General features: G+C 42.3%; 19 protein-coding genes. 15 read left to right on the top strand and 4 right to left on the bottom strand.

What is annotated here, in order from left to right; translation table 11 throughout:
- Window positions 1-6: 6 nt before the first annotated feature.
- Both RB604_RS15805 and nuoE read left to right on the top strand, forming a co-directional pair.
- Window positions 7-1,773 (top strand): NADH-dependent [FeFe] hydrogenase, group A6, encoded by a 1,767-nt coding sequence (locus RB604_RS15805; RefSeq protein WP_055294411.1) that lies wholly within the window; start codon window positions 7-9, stop codon window positions 1,771-1,773.
- A gap of 19 nt (window positions 1,774-1,792) precedes the next feature.
- Window positions 1,793-2,269, top strand: a complete 477-nt coding sequence (gene nuoE / locus RB604_RS15810) for an NADH-quinone oxidoreductase subunit NuoE (RefSeq protein ID WP_005931730.1) — start codon at window positions 1,793-1,795, stop codon at window positions 2,267-2,269.
- Between the two features lie 297 nt (window positions 2,270-2,566).
- On the opposite strand, the gene RB604_RS15815 is transcribed toward nuoE, so the two are convergent.
- Together RB604_RS15815 and RB604_RS15820 are read right to left on the bottom strand one after the other, a co-directional pair.
- Window positions 2,567-3,019 carry a hypothetical protein gene (locus RB604_RS15815; RefSeq protein WP_005931728.1) on the bottom strand — a complete coding sequence of 151 codons (453 nt, stop codon included), beginning with the start codon at window positions 3,017-3,019 and terminating at the stop codon, window positions 2,567-2,569.
- Between the two features lie 34 nt (window positions 3,020-3,053).
- A complete protein-coding gene (locus RB604_RS15820) occupies window positions 3,054-3,485 on the bottom strand; it encodes an N-acetyltransferase (protein WP_055294409.1) in 432 nt (143 codons plus the stop codon).
- 78 nt (window positions 3,486-3,563) lie between these two features.
- Between RB604_RS15820 and RB604_RS15825 the strand changes: the two genes are divergently transcribed.
- The 7 genes from RB604_RS15825 (at window position 3,564) to RB604_RS15855 (ending at window position 12,544) form a co-directional block, all read left to right on the top strand.
- On the top strand, window positions 3,564-4,073 hold the full coding sequence (locus RB604_RS15825; protein ID WP_055294405.1) for a GNAT family N-acetyltransferase: 510 nt from the start codon (window positions 3,564-3,566) through the stop codon (window positions 4,071-4,073).
- Window positions 4,074-4,098: 25 nt separating this feature from the next.
- Window positions 4,099-4,485, top strand: coding sequence for a VOC family protein (locus RB604_RS15830; RefSeq protein ID WP_055294403.1), 387 nt, complete (start codon window positions 4,099-4,101; stop codon window positions 4,483-4,485).
- A 145-nt stretch (window positions 4,486-4,630) separates the two neighbouring features.
- Entirely contained in the window at window positions 4,631-5,728 is a 1,098-nt protein-coding gene (locus RB604_RS15835) for a Nif3-like dinuclear metal center hexameric protein (RefSeq protein ID WP_055294400.1), read from the top strand.
- A gap of 5 nt (window positions 5,729-5,733) precedes the next feature.
- On the top strand, window positions 5,734-6,564 hold the full coding sequence (locus RB604_RS15840) for a zinc ribbon domain-containing protein (RefSeq protein WP_005931715.1): 831 nt from the start codon (window positions 5,734-5,736) through the stop codon (window positions 6,562-6,564).
- Between the two features lie 315 nt (window positions 6,565-6,879).
- Window positions 6,880-8,274, top strand: a complete 1,395-nt coding sequence (locus RB604_RS15845) for an efflux transporter outer membrane subunit (RefSeq protein WP_021935952.1) — start codon at window positions 6,880-6,882, stop codon at window positions 8,272-8,274.
- A 22-nt stretch (window positions 8,275-8,296) separates the two neighbouring features.
- Window positions 8,297-9,418 carry an efflux RND transporter periplasmic adaptor subunit gene (locus RB604_RS15850; protein WP_055294397.1) on the top strand — a complete coding sequence of 374 codons (1,122 nt, stop codon included), beginning with the start codon at window positions 8,297-8,299 and terminating at the stop codon, window positions 9,416-9,418.
- A gap of 24 nt (window positions 9,419-9,442) precedes the next feature.
- Window positions 9,443-12,544, top strand: a complete 3,102-nt coding sequence (locus RB604_RS15855; protein ID WP_007481111.1) for an efflux RND transporter permease subunit — start codon at window positions 9,443-9,445, stop codon at window positions 12,542-12,544.
- Window positions 12,545-12,637: 93 nt separating this feature from the next.
- Here the strand turns inward: RB604_RS15855 and RB604_RS15860 are convergent, their stop codons facing one another.
- Entirely contained in the window at window positions 12,638-13,093 is a 456-nt protein-coding gene (locus tag RB604_RS15860; RefSeq protein ID WP_005931708.1) for a type I restriction enzyme HsdR N-terminal domain-containing protein, read from the bottom strand.
- 62 nt (window positions 13,094-13,155) lie between these two features.
- Between RB604_RS15860 and RB604_RS15865 the strand changes: the two genes are divergently transcribed.
- The 5 genes from RB604_RS15865 (at window position 13,156) to RB604_RS15885 (ending at window position 18,486) form a co-directional block, all read left to right on the top strand.
- Window positions 13,156-13,932 (top strand): AMP nucleosidase, encoded by a 777-nt coding sequence (locus tag RB604_RS15865; RefSeq protein ID WP_025819158.1) that lies wholly within the window; start codon window positions 13,156-13,158, stop codon window positions 13,930-13,932.
- Between the two features lie 16 nt (window positions 13,933-13,948).
- Window positions 13,949-14,968, top strand: coding sequence for a DNA polymerase III subunit delta (gene holA / locus RB604_RS15870; RefSeq protein WP_007481113.1), 1,020 nt, complete (start codon window positions 13,949-13,951; stop codon window positions 14,966-14,968).
- A gap of 1,308 nt (window positions 14,969-16,276) precedes the next feature.
- Complete coding sequence (locus tag RB604_RS15875) at window positions 16,277-16,741, top strand: helix-turn-helix domain-containing protein (protein WP_005931700.1); 465 nt, start codon at window positions 16,277-16,279, stop codon at window positions 16,739-16,741.
- A 69-nt stretch (window positions 16,742-16,810) separates the two neighbouring features.
- Entirely contained in the window at window positions 16,811-17,587 is a 777-nt protein-coding gene (locus tag RB604_RS15880; RefSeq protein WP_005931698.1) for a dihydroorotate dehydrogenase electron transfer subunit, read from the top strand.
- Window positions 17,575-18,486 (top strand): dihydroorotate dehydrogenase, encoded by a 912-nt coding sequence (locus tag RB604_RS15885; protein ID WP_007481115.1) that lies wholly within the window; start codon window positions 17,575-17,577, stop codon window positions 18,484-18,486. Before RB604_RS15880 ends, RB604_RS15885 begins: the two co-directional genes overlap by 13 nt.
- 212 nt (window positions 18,487-18,698) lie before the next feature.
- Here RB604_RS15885 and trmD read toward each other — a convergent pair whose 3' ends face one another.
- On the bottom strand, window positions 18,699-19,376 hold the full coding sequence (gene trmD / locus RB604_RS15890) for a tRNA (guanosine(37)-N1)-methyltransferase TrmD (RefSeq protein ID WP_005931694.1): 678 nt from the start codon (window positions 19,374-19,376) through the stop codon (window positions 18,699-18,701).
- Window positions 19,377-19,451: 75 nt separating this feature from the next.
- Between trmD and ligA the strand changes: the two genes are divergently transcribed.
- Window positions 19,452-21,452 (top strand): NAD-dependent DNA ligase LigA, encoded by a 2,001-nt coding sequence (gene ligA / locus RB604_RS15895; protein WP_007481116.1) that lies wholly within the window; start codon window positions 19,452-19,454, stop codon window positions 21,450-21,452.
- Window positions 21,453-21,464 lie beyond the last annotated feature (12 nt).

Genomic DNA, 21,464 nt, shown 5'->3' on the forward strand with positions numbered 1-21,464 from the left:
ATGACTATGGAAACAAAAGAAATAACACTGCAAATAGACCGTCATTCAATAACAGTACCCGCAGGTACTACTATCCTCGAAGCTGCAACTGAAATCGGTATCAATATCCCGACCCTTTGCCACATCGACCTGAAAGGAACGTGTATAAAAAATAATCCGGCATCCTGCCGTATATGCGTAGTAGAAGTGGAAGGCAGGCGTAACCTTGCTCCGGCCTGTGCCACCAAGTGCACAGAAGGAATGGTGGTACGCACCAGTACCCTCCGGGTAATGAATGCCAGAAAAGTAGTGGCCGAACTTATCTTGTCCGACCATCCGAATGACTGCCTCACTTGCCCGAAATCGGGGAATTGTGAATTGCAAAACCTGGCCCTCCGATTCAATGTACGGGAAATGCCTTTCAATGGCGGTGAACTTTCACTTCGTAAGCGGGAAGTAACCTCTTCCATCGTACGCAACATGGATAAATGTATTTTCTGCCGCAGATGCGAAAGCGTATGTAACGATGTACAAACCGTTGGTGCTTTGGGAGCCGTACGAAGAGGATTCAATACCACTATCGCCCCCGCATTCGACAAAAAAATGAGTGAGAGTGAATGTACCTATTGCGGACAGTGTGTAGCTGTCTGTCCGGTAGGGGCCTTGACTGAACGCGATCACACCAACCGGCTCCTCGAAGACCTGGATAACCCCGATAAAGTAGTTATCGTGCAGACAGCTCCTGCCGTACGTGTAGCTTTGGGCGAAGAATTCGGTATGCCTGCCGGCACACAAGTTACGGGCAAAATGGTATATGCTCTTCGTGAACTGGGATTCAACTATGTATTCGATACCGATTTTGCTGCGGACCTCACCATAATGGAAGAAGGAACAGAGGTACTGGAAAGACTTGGCCGGTTCCTCAACGGCGATAAGAATGTATGCCTGCCGATTCTCACTTCATGCTGTCCGGCATGGGTGAACTTCTTTGAACACCACTTCCCCGATCTGCTCGACATCCCTTCTACCGCCCGTTCTCCGCAACAAATGTTCGGTTCTATCGCCAAAACTTATTGGGCAGAAAAAATGGGTATTCCACGCGAAAAACTGGTGGTGGTATCCATCATGCCTTGCCTGGCCAAAAAGTATGAATGCGATCGGGAGGAATTCAAAGTCAACGGTAATCCCGATGTAGATTATTCTATCTCGACCCGTGAACTGGCAACGCTTATCAAACGGGCCAATATCGGCTTTCATCTGTTGCCCGACAGCGAATTTGACCATCCGATGGGCGAATCGACCGGAGCAGGTGTTATTTTCGGAACTACCGGCGGAGTAATGGAAGCTGCTTTGCGCTCGGTATACGAAATTTATACAGGTAATGTCCTGGAAAATGTAAACTTTGAGAACGTCAGAGGGTTGGAAGGCGTACGCCGCGCTACTATCAATCTGAATGGTTTTGAATTGAAAGTAGGAATAGCACATGGCTTAGGAAATGCACGCCGGCTGCTGGAAGATATACGAAACGGTCATAATGAATATCACGCCATCGAAATCATGGCTTGTCCCGGTGGCTGTATCGGGGGTGGCGGCCAACCGCTCCATCACGGACGAGCAGATATATTATATGCACGTGCCAGAGCATTGTATCAGGAGGATGCTCAGAAACCTATACGGAAATCTCATGAGAACCCGTATATTCAAAAGCTGTATGAAGAGTATCTGGGCAAACCGCTCAGCGAAAAGGCGCATATGCTGCTGCACACTCATTATTTCAACAAATCGATCGATTAAACACTAAAGGATTAAATTTATGTCGGATATAAAATTAGCATGTACGGTGGTCGAACAGGTGAAATCGCTCTGTGACCAACACGGAAACGACCCGGGAGAACTTATCAATATCCTCCACGAAGCCCAGCATCTTCATGGGTATTTGCCCGAAGAGATGCAGCGCATCATAGCCCATAAACTAAATATTCCCGTATCTAAAGTATATGGAGTGGTCACTTTCTATACTTTTTTTACAATGACTCCTAAAGGCAAACATCCCATCTCTGTCTGTATGGGAACTGCCTGCTACGTAAGAGGGTCAGAAAAATTACTGGAAGAGTTTAAACGTATTCTCGGAATCGAAGTAGGGGAGACAACCCCCGATGGAAAATTCTCACTCGACTGCCTGCGTTGTGTAGGTGCTTGCGGATTGGCACCTGTGGTAATGATAGGAGAGAAAGTTTACGGACGACTTCAGCCGGTAGATATCAAAAAGATTCTGGACGAACTTGAATAGCCATCACACATTTTAAGAGAAATACAAAAGTGTACACTATTACATGATAAAAGTCTATTCTTTTATATGGTAATAATGTACACTTTTAATATACAGAAGTATATACTTTTATAACGGGCTTTAAGCCAATGGTTTACAAATAGTATCTTTCCCTCTTTTCAGAACCGTTCCTATAGTCTGTATGCATTGTCCTTACAGTCTGTATGCATTGTTCTCACTATCTGTATGCATTGTGCCCACTATCTTCAAATATTGTTCCCGAAAGCTTTGTACACGATACATAGAGAGAAAGACAAATTACCAATGCATCACTACTTTAAATTGGCATTCTCCGGGGGAGTTCTCAGTAAAGAAATCACTGTAAGTCACATAGAAAGCAAACGACCCCACAGAATAATCATAAGAGAATGTTTCTGTCCACAAATTGTCTCCATCGGCATAATGCATTACATAAGGCAGAGGAGTCTGAACCGGCACATCGCCGTCATATTGAATCAAATATACCATAACACTCCCTTTATCAAAAATATACTGATCCAAATATTCATCCTCAACAACGCAACGGAAAAAAGAATTATCTGCGTTCACACCTCCTATGCGCTCCCAATTCTTAACGGTGATCACATACGAATCCCAATTTTGCGTATCATCCGAATTCCCTCCCGGACGATTATTCCAATTCGAGTCAGTATCGCTTTCACAGGCTCCGAAAACGACAGTCAGCAATAATAAAAATAAAATCTTTTTCATCTAATCTATATTTAATATATTATTAATCATATAATTATCTATTCCACCTCATTATAAATTCTTTTTCATCGGTTCCTTCTTCTATCTGTTCCTCTATCAACCGGAATCCCTGTTTCTCATAAAAAAGAACGGACGATTCATTTTTGGCATAAACATTCAATGTAATTTCCGTATGCCTCTCCTTTACATGTTCCAACAACGCTTTTCCAATGCCCGTTCCCTGTGATTCGGGGATTACGAATAGAGCAGCCAGATAATTGCCGGTCATAGAAATAAACCCTTGTATCAACCTAGTATTTTCATCTTCAAACACATAAGTATTGCTTGCAGGAAGATAAATATTCCGCATATCATCCTGTTTACCAATCCAATACATAGCAGGGATAAAATGATGGGCAAGAATGGAAGCCTCCAGCCAAATACGGATTACCCGGTCAGCATCCTGAGAATTATAACTTCTTATCATATTTTGATTCAAATCAAATTGTTTACAACCAACTTTGTCTATATTTGCAAATATACAATCATTTAGCGAATCTACATCATGAACCACCAATTAAGAGTTTGGACACCGGAAGATATACCTTCATTAACTTTTCATATCAATAATATAAATATATGGAACAACACCCGCGACGGTTTGCCACATCCTTATACGGAAGAAGATGCAGAGAATTTCATTAAAATGAATATGGAGCATGAAGGTCCGGCAGAGAACTTTGCCATAGACATAGATGGAAAAGCGGTTGGAGGTGTAGGTTTTGTTATGGGAAGCGATGTAGAAAGAATTTCAGCCGAAATAGGATATTGGTTAGGTGAGCAATATTGGGGGCGGGGAATTATGACCTCGGCTGTGCAGGAAGCTGTAAAATATGCTTTTGAAACCCTACCGGTCATGCGTATTTATGCCGGAGTATTCGAATACAACATTCCCTCGATGAAAGTTTTGGAGAAAGCCGGTTTCAAAAAAGAAGCCATTTTGAGAAAAGCAGTTATCAAAAATGGCAAGATACTCGACTTTCATTATTATGCTCTTTTAAAAGAAGAAGAATAATCATCATTAATAAAAACAGACTTATATGCACATTCACCACATTGCGCTCTGGACCACCCAGTTGGAAGAGCTAAAAGATTTCTACATCACTTATTTTAAAGGAACCGGTAATGAGAAATATATCAATCCTTTGAAAGGCTTCGAATCCTATCTTGTGAGCTTTGACGAGGAAAGCGCTCTAATAGAAATTATGCGCAAAACAGATGTTACTTCTCCGGCAGATAACATTCCCCATATCGGATTAGCACATTTTTCTTTCTCAACTGGAAGTAAAGACGCAGTACTCGCACTAACAGAACGTCTGCGCCGTGACGGATTTACAGTTGCCAGCGAACCCCGCACTACGGGAGACGGCTTCTTTGAAAGCGCTATTCTCGATCCGGACGGAAACCTGGTAGAAATAACCGTTTAATTAAACTTTGCCGCAAGATCCGGTAAATAACGAAGTTGCAAGTATTGCTCGCTGCTCCGAATTTCTACAAATGTACTAAAAAACGATAAAAGTCATACTTCTTCCTTTCTTTTTTCTTATATTTGCAACCAAATTTTCTACAATAATGAAAATTAAAGAGATTGTAAGCGCCCTTGAACGGTTCGCGCCTCTGCCATTGCAAGACGGATTTGATAATGCCGGCCTGCAAATAGGATTGACAGATGCGGAAGCAACAGGGGCTTTGTTGTGTCTTGACGTCACTGAATCTGTCATTGATGAAGCTGTTGCAATGGGGTATAATCTCATTATATCGCACCATCCCCTTATTTTTAAAGGTTATAAGTCCATCACCGGAAAGGATTATGTAGAGCGCTGTATATTAAAGGCAATCAAGAATGATATTGTCATCTACTCGGCACACACCAATTTGGATAATGCTCCGGGCGGAGTCAACTTCAAGATAGCAGAAAAAATCGGGTTGAAGAATGTCCGTGTACTTGAACCGAAAGAGAATAATCTGGTGAAACTCGTTACATTCGTACCGGCAGCACAGGCTGATGCAGTACGGAATGCCTTGTTTTCCATGGGATGCGGACATATAGGTAACTATGATTCATGCAGTAGTTATAACCTCGAAGGAGAAGGCACGTTCCGGGCACAGGAAGGAAGTAATCCTTTTTGCGGGAACATCGGAGAACTTCATCACGAAAAGGAAATAAGAATTGAAACCATTCTTCCCGCATATAAAAAAGGAGAAGCGATCCGTACATTGCTTGCCGTGCATCCTTATGAGGAACCGGCATTCGATATTTATCCGCTACAAAACGCCTGGCAGCAGGCCGGTGCGGGTATCATAGGCGAACTCGCGGTTCCGGAAACAGAACTGGAGTTTTTGAAACGCATCAAGAAGACTTTTGAAGTAGGTTGCATAAAGCACAATAAATTGTCCGGACGTGAAATACAGACGGTAGCACTTTGTGGCGGGGCAGGTGCTTTCTTACTGCCACTGGCCATCAGCAACAGGGCGGACATATTTATCACCGGTGAAATCAGATATCATGACTATTTCGGCCACGAATCGGATATCCTGATGGCGGAAATAGGACATTACGAAAGCGAACAGTATACAAAAGAAATTTTTTATTCCATAATCCGGGATTTATTTCCTAATTTTGCACTCCAATTTAGTAAAGTAAACACGAATCCCATAAAATATTTATAAGTAAAATGGCTAAAGAAGCAAAAAAAGATCCAAATGAGTTGACCGTAGAACAGAAACTGAAAACTCTGTTCCAACTGCAAACCATGTTGTCTGAGATTGATAAGATCAAGACGTTGAGAGGTGAACTTCCACTGGAAGTACAGGACCTTGAAGACGAAATTGCCGGTCTGAGCACTCGTATAGACAAGATCAAAGCAGAAGTAGATGAATTGAAAGCAGCAATTGCCGGTAAAAGAGTAGAGATTGAAGTTGCTAAGGCTTCCGTAGAAAAATATAAGTCACAACAGGACAATGTACGCAACAACCGCGAATATGATTTTCTGACAAAAGAAATCGAATTCCAGACTCTGGAAATCGAGCTATGCGAAAAGAGAATCAAAGAATTTTCTGCCGAAGAAGAGGAAAAGTCTGCAGAAGTAGCAAAGAGTGTCGCTGCTCTGGAAGAAAGACAGAAAGATCTCGATCAGAAAAAAAGTGAATTAGATGAAATCATTGCGGAAACAAAACAGGAAGAAGAGAAGCTGAGAGACAAGGCGAAAGATCTGGAAACAAAGATCGAACCGCGTCTGTTGCAATCATTCAAACGTATCCGTAAAAACTCACGTAACGGTTTAGGTATCGTATACGTACAGCGTGATGCATGCGGTGGTTGCTTCAACAAAATTCCGCCTCAGAGACAGCTGGATATCCGTTCGCGCAAAAAAGTAATTGTTTGCGAATACTGTGGACGTATCATGATCGACCCGGAATTGGCTGGCGTAGAGATCGCACACAAAGTAGAAGAAGCTCCGGCACCAACAACCAAAAGAGCTATCAGAAGAAAAACTGCAGAATAATAAACCCTTACCAGGTAAATTATACCTATACAGGCCGTCTTAAATGAAAAATTAAGGCGGCCTTTTTTATATCCTGTAACTGTCACATCCAAAGGAAGAATTGTCCCGAATTCCCTCAATCTCTCCCGGAAAGAAAAACTTCAAAACAGTACTAAATACCTAATTTCGAAATAACTTTTATTCTGCATGGTTTCCTCTTACTTCTTCCGGAAAGAGAAGAAGCAAGATCAGACTCTGGTCAGACAAAAAGCAAACATCCTCTAAACAAACTGAAATTTCAGTTGTTTACTTTTCATTTCTCAAAAACCTGAACTTATGAATATGCGAACATGGAGCCTGCTGCTCCTTTTATTTCTTTCATCCGCAATCTCGGCACAACATGCGGATCATTATCTGGATACCCCTTTGCCACAAGCGTGGGAGGAAGGGGGAGAAGTATTCCGGCAAACCCTTCCGGTAGACGATCAATGGTGGAAATCTTTTGGAGACACCACGCTGGATTCATTAATCTCCATTGCCGTAGATCGCAACTACTCGGTACTCACCGCCATCGATCGCATGAATATGGCCAAAGCCGGCTTACGCATGGAACGTAGCGGATTCTTTCCCACCGTGGGGATCAATGCCGGATGGACACGCCAACAAACCAGTGGAAATACCAGCGAACTGCCCCAATCTACCCAACATTATTATGATGTTTCAGCCAACATGAGCTGGGAATTGGACATTTTCGGAAGTATTCGCCAACGGGTAAAGGCTCAGAAAGAGACCTTTGCAGCCAGCAAAGAAGAATACACCGCCGTCATGGTCTCTCTTTCGGCCCAAGTAGCCTCATCGTATATCCAATTACGAGAACTTCAGCAAGAGCTGAAAGTAGTGGAAAGAAATTGTGCCTCACAAGCGGCCGTACTCAAAATCACCGAAGTAAGGTACAATACCGGGCTTGTTTCCAAGCTCGACGTGGCGCAGGCCAAATCGGTATATTTCAGTACTAAAGCATCCATACCACAGTTGGAATCCGGTATAAACCAATACATTACATCTTTGGCCGTACTACTTGGGACCTATCCACAAGAAATACGTCCCGTATTGGAACGGGTAGGGGAACTGCCCGACTATATGGAACCCATCAGCATAGGGATACCGGCAGACTTGTTAATGAGACGCCCTGATATCCGTAGCGCTGAACATCAAATCAATGCACAGGCCGCATCATTAGGCGCTTCCAAGTCGGACTGGCTGCCACAAGTTTTCATCAAAGGCTCTGTCGGATATGCCTCTAAAGATTTTAAAGACCTGACCAAACACAAGAGCTTCACTTACGAAATTGCCCCGGCACTAAGTTGGACCATCTTCAGTGGAGGTAAACTGGTGAATGCCACCAAATCGGCCCGTGCACAATTGGATGAAGCAATCGATCAATTCAATCAAACAGTACTTACAGCCGTGCAGGAAACCGATAATGCCATGACCGCCTACCGAAGCTCTATCAAGCAAATCGTCGCCCTTCGGGAAGTACGCAATCAAGGACAAGAAACGCTCACCCTCTCTCTCGATTTATACAAGCAGGGACTCACCCCTTTCCAAAACGTCTTAGATGCACAGCGATCATTGCTGAGCTACGAAAACCAGCTGGTACAGGCACGGGGGAATTCTCTGCTGCAATTGATTGCCTTGTATCAGGCATTAGGGGGTGGCTGGAACAACTAAAATAACTAAACCTACCATAACAATGAAAAAATTATTGTATATCCTCCTCGCATTGCCGCTCCTTACTGCTTGCCGGGAGAAAAAAGAGACCGCCGGAGCTGCCGCTATGTACACACCTGAAGTCAGCGTAGCCAGCCCACTCATAAAGGACATCACATTGACCAAGGATTATCCGGGTTATCTGACTACAGAGCAGACTGTCAACCTCGTAGCACGTGTGAACGGCACACTACAATCCACCTCTTTCACCCCGGGCAGCCGGGTTAAGAAAGGACAGTTGCTTTTCGTTATCGAACCTACCATCTATAAAGACAATGTGACGAAAGCGGAAGCGGCTTTAAAAACCGCTCAGGCACAACTGACGTATGCCCGTAACAATTATACCCGTATGCGCGAAGCCTTGAAAAGCGATGCCGTCAGCCGGATACAGGTATTACAAGCCGAATCGGATGTAGCAGAAACGACAGCGGCCGTCAGCAATGCCGAAGCGGCACTGAACACTGCACGCACCAATTTGGGATACTGCTACATCCATGCACCCTTCGACGGTACGATCAGCCGGAATACCATGGATATAGGCAGCTATATAAGCGGTGCCGCACAACCCGTCACATTGGCTACCCTGTACAAAGACAACCGTATGTATACCTATTTTAATGTAGCTGATAATCAATGGTTATCGATGCTTATGAGCAGCTCTCCCCAAAACGGAACCGAGACCTCAAAGCTCCCGCGCACAGTCACCGTAAACTTGGGGAAAGATGGCAGGCAATCCTATCCGGCCACTTTAGACTATCTGTCTCCTAATGTAGATCTCAATACAGGAACTCTCACCGTACGGGCCAATCTGGATAATCCGGAAGGTATACTCAAAAGCGGGCTATACGTCAGTATAACCCTTCCGTACGGCGAGCAGAAACAAGCTATCCTTGTCAATTCCGCATCGATCGGGACGGATCAATTAGGTAAATACCTTTACGTTGTAAATGATTCGAACATAGTCCGTTACCGGCATATCACCATAGGGCAACTGATAGGGGACAGCCTCCGGCAAGTAACCGACGGCCTTTCTCCCCAAGAGCGATATGTGACAAAAGCATTGATGAAAGTAAGGGATGGTATGAAAATACATCCTGTGGACTGATTAATAACTTAAATATATAGCACTATGTTTTCAAAATTCTTCATCAACCGCCCCATATTTGCTACTGTACTGGCGCTTATCATCGTGGTTGCGGGTTTGGTGACACTCAATATATTGCCCGTGGCGCAATTCCCGGACATCACGCCGCCGACAGTACAGGTCTCCGCCGTCTATCCCGGAGCCAACGCCGAAACCGTGGCGCAAACAGTCGGTATTCCTATCGAACAGCAAGTGAACGGAGTGGACGGGATGCTCTATATGTCATCTACTTCATCTTCATCGGGAGCCTATTCGCTAACCATTACTTTTGCCGTGGGTACAGACATAGACATGGCTACCGTACAGGTGCAGAATCGGGTCAGCGTAGCTCAGTCGTCCCTTCCGGAACCTGTCGTGGTGCAAGGGGTAACTGTACAGAAACAGTCGTCCAATATCGTCATGTTCCTCACCATGACAGCACAAGATTCTATTTACGACGGCCTTTATCTGACCAATTATGCCAAACTGAATCTTGTAGACCAATTGACCCGTGTTCCAGGTGTGGGAGCCGTCAACGTGATGGGAGCCGGAGATTACTCTATGCGAATCTGGCTCGACCCGGAAGCTATGCGTATCCGTGGCATCTCACCCGCCGAAGTCTATCAAGCTATCCAGGCCCAAAATATGGAAGTAAGCGCAGGAACCGTAGGGCAACCCATCGGAAAAGATAATGCGAACGCTTTTCAATATACATTGAGCGTAAAAGGACGCCTTTCGTCACCGGATGAATTCGGCAACATCATTTTACGCAGCGAATCGGAAGGAAAAATGCTACGCCTGAAAGATGTAGCACGCATCGATCTGGGGTCTGCTTCCTACAGCGTCGTATCCCAGTTGCGCGGACATCCTACGGCAGCCATTGCCATTTATCAGCAACCGGGCTCCAATTCTCTGGACGTATCTAAAGGGGTAAAAGAGAAAATGAAAGAACTGGCGCAGAATTTTCCCTCCGGAATAGAATACAATGTCACGCTGGATACCACCGATGTGATCAATGCTTCGATTGACGAAGTGCTCGTCACCTTTCTCGAGACCACCTTACTGGTAGTGCTCGTGATCTTCCTCTTCCTTCAAAATTGGAGAGCGGTTATCATACCGTGTATTACCATTCCGGTATCGCTCATCGGTACTCTGGCTGTAATGGCCGCTCTTGGCTTCTCCATCAACACACTGACCCTTTTCGGGCTGATACTGGCCGTTGCCATAGTGGTGGATGATGCTATTGTGGTAGTAGAAAATGCTTCGCGACTACTCGAAACAGGACAATATTCTCCCCGTGACGCAGTGACCAAAGCGATGGGAGAGATCACCGGTCCTATTGTCGGGGTAGTGCTTGTATTATTGGCCGTATTCATTCCAACCACTCTTATAAGCGGTATCTCCGGACAATTGTATAAACAATTCGCCCTTACCATTGCAGCTTCCACTGTGCTGAGCGGTTTTAACTCATTAACGCTGACTCCGGCACTCTGCGCTTTGTTTCTGGAAAAGAGTAAGCCATCCAACTTCTTCATATACAAAGGATTCAATAAAGTATATGACAAAACTCAAGGAGTTTATGACCGTATCGTAAAATGGTTGCTCGAACGCCCTGTAGCAGCATTAGTATCCTACGGTGCATTTACTTTGATAGCCATCTTTTTGTTCGTAAAATGGCCGTCCACTTTTGTTCCGGACGAGGATGACGGATATTTCATTGCTGTCGTACAACTTCCTCCGGCAGCCAGCCTTGAACGTACACAGGCCGTAGGCAAACAGATTAACGCCATTCTCGACACCTATCCCGAAGTGAAAAATTATATCGGTATTTCCGGTTTCTCTATCATGGGAGGTGAACAAAGCAATGCGGGCACATACTTTGTCGTACTAAAACCCTGGGGTGAGCGAAAGGGGAAAAACCATACTGCCGCCGCCGTTGTAAAACGTTTCAATGAAATGGCATACAGCATACAGGAAGGACAGATATTCGCAATGGTTCCTCCTGCAATACCGGGCCTGGGAGCTACCGGAGGCTTACAGTTACAGCTTGAAGACAACCGTAACCTGGGGCCGACAGAAATGCAGCAAGCTATCGGAACGCTTCTCAATACTTATCGCACCAAACCTGCATTAGCTTCTATCAGCAGCCAGTATCAGGCCAACGTACCCCAGTATTTTCTGAATATCGACCGTGATAAAGTACAATTCATGGGCATTCAGCTAAATCAGGTATTTGCCACATTAGGTTATTATATGGGAGCGGCCTACGTGAACGACTATGTACAATTCGGACGTATCTATCAAGTTAAAATTGAAGCTGGTGACCAAGCACAAAAAGTCATTGACAATGTACTGCAACTCAGCGTGCCGAATGCTCAAGGTCAAATGGTCCCGTTCTCTTCATTCACAGATGTGGAAGAACAACTGGGACAGAACCAGATAAACCGTTACAACATGTACCAGACAGCGGCCATCACATGCAATGTTGCACCGGGAGCCTCCTCCGGTGAAGCTATCCGGCAAATGCAAGAACTTGTCAGTCAGCATTTAGGAGAGGAGTTCGGTTATGAATGGACCTCTGTTGCCTATCAAGAAACACAGGCAGGAAGCACCACTACTATCGTTTTCCTGATGGCTCTATTAGTGGCCTTCCTTGTACTTGCTGCACAATATGAAAGCTGGACAAGCCCGGTAGCCGCCATTATGGGATTGCCTGTTGCATTACTCGGTGCCATGATCGGTTGTTTTGTAATGGGAACTCCGGTAAGTATATATACCCAGATCGGTATTATCCTACTCATTGCCCTTTCAGCCAAGAATGGGATTTTGATTGTGGAATTTGCCCGTGATTTCCGGGCGGAAGGAAATTCAATCAGAGACGCTGCTTATGAAGCCGGTCATGTCCGCTTAAGACCTATATTAATGACCTCTTTTGCGTTCGTATTAGGTGTGATGCCATTACTATTCGCATCCGGTGCGGGAGCAGAAAGTCGTATTGCCCTTGGAGCGGCAGTAGTTTTCGGTATGGCTATGAATACTTTATTAGCCACCGTCTACATACCGAACTTCTATGAACTGATGCAGAAATTACAGGAACGGTTTAAATAATGATTAATAATGATTCAATGTGCCAATTGGCTGCGCAGTGCAATGATAGCGCAGCTAATTGGCACATTGGCATATTGGCACATTGAATCATTATTAATCATTTATTAAACCATAATCCGGAATATCCTCCAAAAAGGTATAGCTCTGCTTTTCATAATCCATTTTGCAACAATAATGCTGCATTCCATTACTTACAATAAGATAATCTACTTTCAACACCATATTATAACGTGTAATCTGATCAAATACAGCCTGCGTAATCTCAATATGAGGTGCCTTATATTCCACAATCATCCGCGCCGTAAGATTACGCCTATATAGTACAGTATCACATCTCTTTTTCGTCCCATTCAAATTAAGAAGTACCTCATTGGCCATTAAGGATACGGGATATCCCTTGTGTGCAATAAGAAAGTGAACAAAGTGCTGACGTACCCATTCTTCGGGTGTTAAGGCAACATATCGTTTACGAATTACGTCGAAAATAACATTTTTTCCATTTCGTGACGTAATTTTAGTATCATATACTGGCAAGTTTAACGATAACATTTTGTATTTTTGTAAGTTAAATAATGGTTCCCTGCAGAGAGAGCACAAATTTAATGAATCTTATGAAAACAAAAGAAGAAATCGTAGCTAATTGGCTACCCCGTTATACAAAACGTAACCTGGAAGATTTTGGAGAGTATATCCTGTTGACCAACTTCAACAAATACGTAGAAATATTTGCAGAGAAATTCAATGTACCCATTTTGGGGCGCGACGCCAATATGATCTCTGCCAGCGCAGAAGGTATCACAATTATCAATTTTGGTATGGGAAGCCCTAATGCCGCCATCATCATGGACCTTTTGAGTGCCATCCATCCCAAAGCCTGCCTGTTTTTAGGAAAATGCGGAGGCATTGATAAGAAAAATAAAATAGGAGACCTCATTTTACCTATTGCCGCTATCCGTGGCGAAGGAACATCCAATGACTATTTCCCACCGGAAGTACCTGCACTGCCGGCATTTATGCTACAACGTGCCGTGTCCTCTTCCATACGTGACTATGCCCGCGATTATTGGACCGGCACAGTCTACACTACCAACCGTCGGATCTGGGAGCACGATGAAGACTTCAAAGAATATCTGAAAAAGACCCGGGCCATGGCCGTAGATATGGAAACAGCTACTTTATTCAGTTGCGGTTTTGCCAATCATATTCCTACAGGAGCCCTGCTGCTGGTATCCGACCAACCGATGATACCGGAAGGTGTAAAAACCGACAAAAGCGATAACATCGTTACCCAAAACTACGTTGAAGAGCATGTCAAAATCGGTATCGCTTCTCTGCGTATGATCATTGATGAGAAAAAAACAGTAAAACATTTGAAATTCGACTGGTAAAGCCCTTTTCACTAATATGGCAAAACAAGAACTGAGTTGCGATGATATCCTCAAAGAACTGAGAGCTAAGCAATATCGTCCCATCTACTACCTGATGGGAGAAGAATCATATTATATCGACCTCATAGCCGATTATATCACAGAAAATGTACTGACAGAGACTGAAAAGGAGTTTAACCTGACCGTAGTATATGGAGCCGATGTAGATGTGGCAACTGTTATAAATGCCGCAAAACGCTATCCTATGATGTCTGAATATCAAGTAGTGGTAGTAAAAGAGGCACAGGCAATCCGCAACATAGAAGAACTTTCATACTATCTACAAAAGCCTTTAAACTCTACTATTCTTGTCGTGTGTCACAAGCACGGCACACTGGATAAACGAAAAAAGTTAGCAGCCGAAGTAGAAAAAGCGGGCATTCTTTTCGAGTCTAAGAAAATTAAAGATTCACAATTGCCTGCTTTTATCAACTCTTATATGAAACGTAAGGGCATTGATATGGAGCCCAAAGCTACAGCTATGCTGGCCGATTTTGTCGGAACCGATTTAAGTCGGTTAACCGGAGAATTAGAAAAACTCATTATCACCCTGCCTAACGGACAAAAACGGGTCACTCCCGAACAAATAGAAAAAAACATAGGCATCAGCAAAGATTATAATAACTTCGAACTGCGTAGCGCATTGGTTGAAAAAGACGTTCTCAAAGCAAATAAAATAATAAAATACTTTGAAGAAAATCCTAAAACTAATCCTATACAGATGACACTTTCATTACTCTTCAATTTCTATTCAAACCTGATGCTGGCTTATTACTCTCCCGAAAAAACAGAACAGGGAGTAGCCTCTTGGTTAGGATTAAAATCACCTTGGGCTGCCCGTGATTACCTGACTGCCATGCGCCGATATAATGGTGTGAAGACCATGCAAATCATTGGAGAAATACGATATGCCGATGCAAAATCGAAGGGAATAAACAACGCTTCCATGAACGACGGAGACATCCTCCGAGAGTTGGTGTTTAAAATTTTACATTGATAAAACTACGCATATACGCCCTTTAATCAATTATCCGAAAGACTTCTGCAGGCCGTTTACAACAAACTATACACTCTAATCTCCCAGCTTCTTTCCTTCAGAGTTGGGAGATACAAATACAATCAGACATCTATATATATTTATCATAATATCTTACAGTTTCCTGCATTATCTCCGTACCACATATCCCCCTATCACGATATATATACACATTCGCCCAATGAACCGAAATCAGTATTAATACGGCACTCAATTACATGTTTAGTATAAAATAAACTTAGAAAGAAGTTTAATAAAGTAAGAAATAAACCAAGTATGTTCTATTCGTTCCCTTATGAGGGAACGAATAGTTCTTTATAGAGGGACAAATAAAAAGGGGCATAAAGAAAAACTAAAAAGATAAAAGTAAAGCTCCTCACCCAAATACATGATCAAAAACAGTCTATTCTGCAAAAATCCATAGTTTTCCCAAAATTAACTGGATTTTTAGATCAGTAATTATAGCATTTTGCTACAATATCTCACCATTTGCACCCCTTTTTCTATTTGCACTCTTTATACGATACGGGGAAAGTAGACTAATAGACTATTAATCAGATATTTAATAGAGAAATACCCTCTGTAGAATCAAAAAAATACCACTCCATGGGATTATATGTACAAATATTGCGAAGATTTTTAATTTGAAATTATTAGAGAATAATCGTAAATAAAAAATGAAATATATCAAACGATTAGATACAGTAAATTAAAAGCTTTAAAAAGATATCTATTCACAAATGTAATATATATAGATTCACATTTTCAATATTTACATGTGTAATATTTACATATATAATACAAAATAAGCATTCAATAATGTAAATTGTTCGATATTACAAAAACAAACAATCATTCAACATCGTAATAGGAGAGTGGTTAACATTTCACATAATACACTATAATATACGATATTCCAATGGAATAAACAATCTTCTTTAATTATAACTCCAAATAAAGATAAAATAATCTACAAACATTTGTAAAGACTTGCATATAATACATATTATACGAATACAATATGTTTATTATCAACTATATACATCATGTATATAAATATATACTTTAACAAGAAAATAGCACTCTACATTAAAGATTCCAATTGTAGATTCCAATTGTAAACATTGATATGCCGATTGTAATACACAAATATTCTCTTTTGAAATTTGCTATTGTAATTTCATTTGTTTACCTTTGTAATCACAAGAAATTTGTTATACATTTGTGAATATACTCATAGAATATATAGTTGTAAATATTTAGAAAGAGATGGACATCAAAGACAGAATCAAAATGATCATGGAACATGAGCAAATGACAGCCGCAGCATTTGCAGAAAGCATCGGTGTAGCTCAGGCCACAATCTCCCATACTTTAGGTGATCGGAACAAATATCCGAGTACTGACTTTATTATGCGACTGCATGAGAAATACAATCATATTAGCCTCGACTGGTTACTGACGGGAAAAGGAAATATGACCGACGAAGAGCAAAATATCGATTCACCAGAGTTGGATTATCCTCTATTTGCCTCTGAGAATCCAAAAAATCCGGCCATCAACACGAATGCTTTGGAAAATCGTAAGGAAATGGCATTAGAAAAGCCCTCAAACGCCACTAAAGAGATTGTAAAACAAGAGATTATCTACAAAGAAAGACCTCCACGAAAAATCACAGAAATAAGAATTTTCTTTGATGATAATACTTATGAAACATTCCGACCGGAAAAATAGGAAGTAAAAACGTCTGTTTGCACAATTTCCCGTATCTTTGCAGTCGGAATATGAATTTAGCTTCAATACATGAAAAAATTTATTTTAGACCTGACAGTAACTGAGAATCTCAAATTGCATGCCAACTATGCACTGCTGAAATTGGCTTCTCAGTCACCACTTCCCGAAATGCTACCGGGACAATTTGCAGAAATACGGGTAGATGGTTCACCAACTACCTTTCTTCGCCGCCCCATTTCTATTAATTATGTAGACAGACAACGAAATGAAGTATGGTTTCTAATACAACTTGTAGGCGACGGCACACGCCGTTTGGCAGAAGTTGCCAATGGAGAAATAATCAATGTCGTACTTCCATTGGGAAATGGCTTTACAATGCCTGAAAACCCATCTGATAAGCTCCTATTGGTAGGCGGAGGCGTAGGAACAGCCCCCATGCTTTATTTAGGGGAGCAACTGGCTAAAAGCGGAAACAAGCCCACCTTCCTCTTGGGAGCACGAACTGACAAAGATCTGCTTCAGTTGGATGAGTTTGCAGCTTACGGAGAAGTATATACGACTACCGAAGACGGAAGTCACGGAGAAAAAGGATATGTCACCCAACATTCCATATTAGATAAAGTGAAATTTGAGCAGATTTACACTTGTGGTCCTAAACCTATGATGATGGCCGTAGCAAAATATGCCAAAAGTAATAATATCAATTGTGAAGTCTCATTAGAAAACAGGATGGCTTGTGGAGTCGGTGCCTGTCTGTGTTGTGTTGAAAATACCGATGAAGGACATTTATGTGTTTGTAAAGAAGGTCCCGTATTTAATATAAATAAACTATTATGGCAGATTTAAATGTAAAAATAGGCGAATTACAAATGAAGAATCCGGTAATGACTGCTTCCGGAACATTCGGATACGGTGAAGAGTTTACCGATTTTATCGATATTGCGCGAATAGGCGGTATTATTGTAAAGGGGACTACTCTTCACAAACGTGAAGGTAACCCATACCCACGTATGGCAGAAACTCCTTCTGGCATGTTAAATGCTGTGGGACTGCAAAATAAGGGAGTAAATTACTTCGTCGAACACATTTATCCGCGTATTAAAGACATTCAAACCAATATGATTGTGAATGTTTCCGGATCAGCCATTGAAGACTACGTAAAAACAGCAGAAATTATTAATGAACTTGACAAAATTCCTGCTATAGAATTGAACATCTCATGCCCCAATGTAAAGCAGGGAGGTATGGCTTTTGGAGTTACTGCCAAAGGAGCTGCCGAAGTAGTGAAAGCCGTACGTTCTGCTTACAAAAAGACACTTATCGTAAAATTGTCTCCGAACGTAACAGACATCACTGAAATAGCCCGCGCGGCAGAAGGAAGCGGTGCAGATAGCGTATCGCTAATTAATACATTGCTCGGTATGGCTATCGATGCAGAACGCAAACGTCCGATACTCTCTACAATAACAGGGGGCATGTCCGGCGCAGCAGTGAAACCGATAGCGTTACGCATGGTATGGCAAGTATCCAAAGCAGTAAATATTCCTGTCATCGGATTAGGAGGTATCATGAATTGGAAAGATGCGATAGAATTCATGCTTGCAGGTGCGTCAGCCATACAAATCGGCACAGCCAATTTCATAGATCCAGCTATTACAGTGAAAGTTGCCGATGGTATAAATAATTACTTAGACAGACACGGATATAAATCAGTTAATGAAATAATCGGTGCACTTGAGGTATAATCGTAAACATACAATAACCATTCGCAGCATTTAATGTAGAAAACTGTCATTATGCCTTTAAAATAAGAGGGAATGGAAATCCGAAAACAAACATAGAAAATAATCTATTTTTTGACATCCTCAAGTATACGAACCATGCAAGGTTCAAGTAGACCTAAAAAACGAAAGTGTTGCTTTTTTCCGAGCAACGCTTTCGTTTTTTTATACATCTGTTATTCGTCTAATAAATCAGGTCGTAATCTCCGGGTACGTTCTAATGATTGCTGCAACTCCCACTCTTTAATTTTAGCTTCATGACCGGACAGAAGGATATCGGGTACTTTCCATCCATTATATTCTGCCGGACGGGTATATACCGGAGCTGCCAATAAATTGTCCTGAAAAGAATCGGAAAGCGCAGACTGTTCGTCCGAAATGACTCCGGGAATAATCCTCACGATAGCATCCGCCATTACCGCCGCCGCCAATTCCCCACCAGTCAGCACATAATCTCCGATACTGACTTCTTTCGTTATATAATGTTCGCGAATGCGATAATCAATCCCTTTAAAATGCCCGCAAAGAATAATGAGATTTCCGGCAAGCGAAAGTGTATTTGCCATTTTCTGATCAAACTGTTCACCATCGGGAGTAGTAAATATCACCTCATCGTAGTCACGCTCTGCTTTCAAGGCATTGATACAACGCTCAATCGGCTCGATCTTCATCACCATACCGGCAAAACCGCCAAAAGGATAATCATCTACACGCCGATATTTATCTTCGGTATAATCACGAAGATTATGAATATAAATTTCAGCAAGGCCCTTGTTTTGAGCGCGTTTCATAATCGAACAATTGAAAAAGCCTTCAATCATCTCGGGAAGAACGGTTATTATATCAATACGCATAGTCTTTTAATTTTCCGCAAATTTACAAATATTCAAAGATAAACCCGTATTTTTGCCTGAAACAATCCAAGAAATATGACTGTAAAAGAAAAAATAGAAGAACTCCGTGCCGAACTTCACCGGCATAATTATAATTATTACGTATTGAATACTCCGGAGATTTCAGATAAGGAATTCGACGACATGATGCGCGAATTACAGGATCTGGAACAAGCCTATCCGGAATATAAAGACGATAACTCTCCTACAATGCGTGTAGGTAGCGACCTTAATAAGAATTTTACGCAAGTACCACATAAATACCCAATGTTGTCTTTGGGAAATACATACTCGGAAAACGAAGTGACCGATTTTTATGAAAGAGTAAAAAAGGCTTTGAATGAAGATTTTGAGATATGCTGTGAGATGAAATACGATGGAACCTCCATTTCACTCACATATGAAGACGGCAAACTGGTGCGTGCAGTAACCCGCGGTGACGGAGAAAAAGGAGACGACGTGACCGATAATGTAAAAACAATCCGCACTATTCCGCTTGTACTTCATGGCAGCAATTATCCGCAATCGTTCGAAATTCGAGGCGAAATTCTCATGTCATGGGATGTATTCGAAGAGTTGAACCGGGAAAAAGAAGCACGCGAAGAACCATTATTTGCCAATCCGAGAAATGCCGCTTCGGGTACACTGAAATTACAGAACTCTTCTATCGTAGCTTCCCGCAAGCTGGATGCTTATCTCTATTACCTGCTCGGAGAGAATTTACCATGCGACGGACATTATGAGAATTTACAGGAAGCAGCAAAATGGGGATTCAAAATATCGAATGCCATGCATAAATGTCGCACGTTAGAGGAAATATTTGATTATATAAAATATTGGGATGTAGAACGGAAAAACCTGCCGGTTGCCACGGATGGTATCGTACTCAAGGTAAACAGTCTGAAGCAGCAAAAAAATTTAGGCTTTACTGCCAAATCCCCCCGATGGGCCATTGCATACAAATTTCAGGCAGAACGCGCTCTTACCCGGCTGAATCTTGTAACTTACCAGGTAGGAAGAACAGGAGCTGTTACTCCGGTAGCCAACTTGGATCCGGTACAACTTTCGGGCACGATCGTAAAACGTGCATCACTACACAACGCAGATATCATTGAAGGACTCGACCTTCACATCAGTGACATGGTATATGTGGAAAAGGGCGGAGAAATCATTCCTAAAATTACAGGAGTAGACACTTCCGCACGTTCCTTCATGATCGGAGAAAAAGTGAAATTCATTACAAATTGCCCCGAATGCGGTAGTAAACTGGTACGATACGAAGGTGAAGCCGCCCATTATTGCCCCAATGAAACAGCTTGCCCTCCGCAGATAAAAGGTAAAATTGAACATTTTATCAGCCGACGCGCTATGAATATCGACGGGCTCGGGCCGGAGACCGTAGACATGTTCTATCGGTTAGGACTGATAAAAAACACCGCCGACTTGTACAGACTTACGGCCGATGATATAAAAGGTCTCGACCGAATGGGAGAAAAATCGGCTGAGAACATCATTAATGGCATCAATCAAAGCAAGGAGGTTCCTTTTGAACGTGTCATCTTTGCATTAGGTATCCGTTTTGTGGGCGAGACTGTGGCAAAAAAAATAGCCAAAGCATTTAAAAACATAGAAGAACTGGAAAACGCAGACTTGGAAACCCTAATAACCATTGATGAAATCGGTGAAAAGATTGCGCAAAGTATTCTAAATTATTTCTCGAACGAATCAAATCGGGAACTTGTAAAGCGACTGAAAGAAGCCGGCTTACAACTGTATCGTACGGAAGAGGATTTAAGTGGATACACCGATAAGTTAGCAGGGCAATCCATCGTTATCAGCGGAGTCTTTACCCACTATTCGCGGGATGAATACAAAGACCTCATAGAAAAACATGGCGGTAAGAATGTAGGTAGTATTTCTGCCAAGACAAGTTTCATTCTGGCAGGTGAAAATATGGGACCGGCCAAACTGGAAAAGGCAAACAAATTAGGGGTTAAGATTATGAACGAAGAGGAATTTCTAAAGCTCATATCGTAGCATTTTTCTGCA

This window comes from Bacteroides salyersiae (assembly GCF_031172035.1).
Lineage (GTDB): Bacteria > Bacteroidota > Bacteroidia > Bacteroidales > Bacteroidaceae > Bacteroides > Bacteroides salyersiae.